This is a genomic window from uncultured Caballeronia sp., assembly GCF_964243625.1.
In the GTDB taxonomy this organism is placed as follows: Bacteria; Pseudomonadota; Gammaproteobacteria; order Burkholderiales; family Burkholderiaceae; genus Caballeronia.
The window spans coordinates 1-3,949 of record NZ_CAXTGZ010000561.1; the positions used below are offsets into that span (position 1 = coordinate 1).

At 59.6% G+C, this 3,949-nt stretch carries 7 protein-coding genes and 1 tRNA gene; 6 read left to right on the forward strand and 2 right to left on the reverse strand.

Annotation, left to right across the window (positions count from 1 at the left end; genetic code table 11):
- Positions 1–187: 187 nt before the first annotated feature.
- From ACFFAR_RS27015 to ACFFAR_RS27035, 5 genes are all read left to right on the forward strand, one after another.
- Positions 188–364 (forward strand): DUF1328 family protein, encoded by a 177-nt coding sequence (locus ACFFAR_RS27015; protein WP_075360549.1) that lies wholly within the window; start codon positions 188–190, stop codon positions 362–364.
- Positions 365–469: 105 nt separating this feature from the next.
- Positions 470–631 (forward strand): DUF1328 domain-containing protein, encoded by a 162-nt coding sequence (locus ACFFAR_RS27020; RefSeq protein ID WP_075360550.1) that lies wholly within the window; start codon positions 470–472, stop codon positions 629–631.
- 132 nt (positions 632–763) lie between these two features.
- A complete protein-coding gene (locus tag ACFFAR_RS27025) occupies positions 764–1,357 on the forward strand; it encodes a bacterioferritin (RefSeq protein WP_375508803.1) in 594 nt (197 codons plus the stop codon).
- A gap of 114 nt (positions 1,358–1,471) precedes the next feature.
- Positions 1,472–2,104 (forward strand): response regulator transcription factor, encoded by a 633-nt coding sequence (locus tag ACFFAR_RS27030; protein ID WP_061999022.1) that lies wholly within the window; start codon positions 1,472–1,474, stop codon positions 2,102–2,104.
- Positions 2,105–2,124: 20 nt separating this feature from the next.
- Complete coding sequence (locus ACFFAR_RS27035) at positions 2,125–2,550, forward strand: response regulator (protein WP_231941324.1); 426 nt, start codon at positions 2,125–2,127, stop codon at positions 2,548–2,550.
- An 18-nt stretch (positions 2,551–2,568) separates the two neighbouring features.
- Here the strand turns inward: ACFFAR_RS27035 and ACFFAR_RS27040 are convergent, their stop codons facing one another.
- Both ACFFAR_RS27040 and ACFFAR_RS27045 read right to left on the reverse strand, forming a co-directional pair.
- Positions 2,569–2,940 carry a hypothetical protein gene (locus tag ACFFAR_RS27040; protein WP_061999024.1) on the reverse strand — a complete coding sequence of 124 codons (372 nt, stop codon included), beginning with the start codon at positions 2,938–2,940 and terminating at the stop codon, positions 2,569–2,571.
- Between the two features lie 139 nt (positions 2,941–3,079).
- Positions 3,080–3,164: transfer RNA gene (locus ACFFAR_RS27045), tRNA-Leu, on the reverse strand.
- A 431-nt stretch (positions 3,165–3,595) separates the two neighbouring features.
- On the opposite strand from ACFFAR_RS27045, the gene ACFFAR_RS27050 reads away from it, so the two are divergent.
- On the forward strand, positions 3,596–3,949 hold a 354-nt coding region (locus ACFFAR_RS27050; protein ID WP_375508804.1), incomplete at its 3' end, for a ferritin-like domain-containing protein.

Sequence of the window (3,949 nt, forward strand, 5' to 3'; positions counted from 1 at the left end):
GCATCGAGGATGACGTATTCGCCCTTGCCCGCCAGCGTCGAGATCATGCCGAGGTCACGGCAACCCAAGACATTTGAAAGCGTTTGTCGGCGCCGTCCTACAGCAAAAACGGCCAGCATCCAGATGGAAGCCGGCCGACTCGCCGCTACCATCCGGTCATCAAGACCAACTCTATGGGGAACCGATCATGTTGAAGTGGGCATTGTTTTTCGCGATTATCGCCGTCGTTGCCGGTCTGCTTGGCTTCACCGGCGTTGCAGCGGGTGCGGCCGGGATTGCCAAGTTCCTGTTCGTGCTGTTCCTGATCGTCTGCGTGGTGTTCCTCGTGCTCGGCTTTGTAGTGACGAAGAAGATAGTCGACTAGCGCCCGCTCGTTTCTTCGATGCGGCCGGTGGTTCGCAAGGGGACTCAACGAAGCCGACTTTGCGAACCCGACGCCCGGAACGCTCCATCGGACGGAGAGGTCACCATGCTTCACTACGCCGTCATTTTCTTTGTCATTGCGATCATTGCCGCGGTGTTCGGTTTCACGGGGATTGCTGCGGGCGCCGCCGAGATCGCAAAGATTCTCTTCTACATTTTTCTCGTGGTGTTTGTCGTGACCTTGCTGCTGGGAGTGTTCCGGACATGACGACCGGGCACGCCGTATGCGGGCGATAAACACAGCGACCGTAGACGCGCCGCCCAAGCTGTTATTCATCCCGGCACGCGTCCGGATCCCGTCCAATCGCTGAAATTAGAACCCCAAATCTGGAGCACATCAATGTCGAAATCGTCTGCTGTAAAAGCTGCACCGGTCCAACCCAACGAGGCCGGTCAGAAGTCTGATCCGTTCGTGCTGGATGTGGAGAAGATCCGCGCCGACGCACGTCAACATATGGACGACGGTCCCGTTACATCCAGCTATGGCGCTGACAAGGATGTCGTGCTGAAGCTGCTGAACGACGCGCTCGCGACCGAGATCGTGTGCACGCTGCGCTACAAGCGTCACTACTTCATGGCGAAGGGCATCCATTCGGAAGCCGTCGCGAGCGAGTTCGCCGAACATGCGACCGAAGAGCAGGAACACGCCGATACCCTCGCCGAACGCATCGTCCAGTTGGGTGGCGAGCCGAACTTCGCGCCGGACAGCCTGGCGTCGCGTTCGCATTCGGAATACAAGGAAGGCGGCAACCTTATCGACATGATTCGTGAGAATTTGATCGCCGAGCGCATCGCCATTGATACGTATCGGGAAATCATCCGGTATCTCGGCGAGAAGGATGTCACCACGCGCCGTATCTTCGAGGAGATTCTGGCAGTCGAAGAAGAACACGCCGACGACATGGCCGACCTGCTCGACGGCCTCGACGGTTGACAGGGCGTTGAAGTAACGGACGACTGAAAGCGAAAGACGGCGCGCGGCGGAATGATTTCCGCCGCGCGCCGTCAGTACAATGGTGCGAATATAAAACGGCCGCGGGCAGCGCAGATGATTCGAGTGTTGATAGCGGACGATCACGCAATCGTGCGAAGCGGGTTCCGGCAATTCGTTGCCGACGAACCCGACATGGAAGTGGCAGGCGAAGCGTCCACCGGGGACGAGACTATCGCGCTCGTGCGTGAGAGCGCGTTCGATGTGGTGCTGCTGGACATTGCGATGCCGGATAAAAACGGCATAGACACGCTGCGCGTGATCAAGCAGATTCGCCCGGAGCAGGGTGTGCTGATGCTTTCGGGCTATCCGGAGAGCCAGTACGCCATCAACCTGCTGCGCGCCGGCGCCAATGGTTATCTGAACAAGGATGCGGCACCCGACGAAATCGTGCGCGCCATTCGCACGGTCGCGCGCGGGCACCGGTACTTGTCGGAATTCATCGCCGATGCACTCGCGGACAAGCTCGAAAAGCCCGCTGCGGAGCGGCCACACGAGGCCTTATCGGAGCGCGAGTTCCAGATTTTTTGCAAGCTTGCCGGCGGACAACTGCCGACTGAAATTGCGGATGAGCTGCATTTGTCGGTGAAGACGATCAGCACGTACCGCGCGCGCGTTCTCGAAAAAATGCGCCTCGCGAATAACGCCGATCTTACGTATTACGCGATCAAGAACGGATTGATCGAGTAGGAAGCAGGAGGATGCCCGCCGTGGGCCAACAAACGATCGCCGATGAAACCAGGCTTGCACAGAAGCGGCCGCTGAGCGTGTTGCTGATCGAGGATTCGCCGTTGATCCGGCGCAGCCTCGTGGAGGCCATCGATGCGTCCGGCGAGCTGAAAGTGAGTGCCTGGGCCGATACGCCTGAAGGCGCGATTGCGCTGCTGGCTTCGGCGGCATTCGACGCGGTGATCGTCGACTTGCAGTTGAAGAGCGGCTCGGGCATCGAGGTTCTTTCTTACTTGCAACGCACCGGCATCACCGATTCAACCTTCGCCGCCGTGCTGACCAACCATGCGTTGCCGGCCTACCGCGAGCGCTGCCTGCAATACGGCGTGCGCCATTTCTTCGATAAATCCCTGGAATTCGACCGCGTGCTCGACGCGCTGCATCTTTATGCGCGCGCCCGGGACTGAGCACGTCCGGGAACGGCGTCAATCCGTGTCGGCCTGATCCGGCTTCAAGGGATATTTCGCGGCAAGCGTGGCCGGCGCGAGCCACTGGAATGTGCGCATCTGATCGCCGTCAAAGGTGCATTCCACCGCGGCCGGCACAGGGGTTTTCGTGGTCTTGATCGGTGTCGCGCCCGCTGGCGCAACTCTCAGAATGTAAGTGCCTTCCACTACCACGCGCGTCCCGCGATAGGAAACACGCGGAATCTCATAGTCGAGCTTCGGGCTGGAAGCGGGATAGGTCTCGACCATCTTCGCCTTGCATTGCTGGGCGTTCTGATACCCCGTCGTGCATCCGGCGGTACAGGCGAGAACGGCGGCAGCGGCAACCGTGTAGAGGCTTCGATGTTTCATGTGGGCTCGCGCTAATAGAGACGCTCGACAAGACGCGCAGTCTACTTCAGTCGGCGGGCATTGGCAGAATCGCCCGGAAACGATAGCAGGCACAGGCGGCAGTGGCGTCCGCCCGTCTTTCCAAAGCCGTATCGGGTGCTGGTAGCGGGGACCGGACTTGAACCGGCAAGCCGTTAGGCGGCGGATTTTAAGTCCGCTATGTTTACCAATTTCATCACCCCGCCAGGCGGACGGCATTCTACCATCGGAAGGGCGGAGGGCCAATCCGCAGTGCCGTCAACGTCACGAACTCCGGTCATCGAGTGGGCCTCCGGCGCGCCGTATTTGCACATCGATAAACGCGTTTATCTACGTTGCGCATTGCAACAAAGACAACTGCCCGCGCACTCGTCCATGTCGCTACCGGAAAGAAACAGAAATATATTCGCGACCGGGTGCATCCGTTTCATCTCAGGCCCGCGTATTTAGCTACGTGAAGATCAGCCGTCCTGATGGCATCAGGGCTTCATCGCTCCGGCCTGTCTTCATTACCTCATCCTCATGTCTCATGCATCACGGCTCCTTGTTGCAAGGTGCAGCCGCTGCTTTAACTCGGCTGTGCACTTCGAATGGCGCCGTACGGTTAATTACTCAATATGCAGGAAAGGAGATAGTCATGGCAGAAGAAATTGCGATCCTCGATATCCTCGAACGCCGCGCCAATAAGTTGGCCAAACGCCGGCAGTTCTTCAGGAGCGCAGGCGGGCTGGGATTGGGGCTCGTCGGCGGCACGATACTCGGCGCATGCGGCGGCAGTTCAGGCGACAATGCCAACGCTCAGACAGGCCCGAGCGATGCGGACATTCTCAACTTCGCGCTCAACCTCGAATACCTCGAAGCAAGCTTCTACGCCTACGCCGTGACGGGCGCAGGGCTGCCGGCCAACCTGATGAGCGGCGCGGGCACGCCCGGCACGGTCATCCCGGGGCAGAAGGTCGACTTCACCGGCGACCCGCTGGTCGGCGCCTAC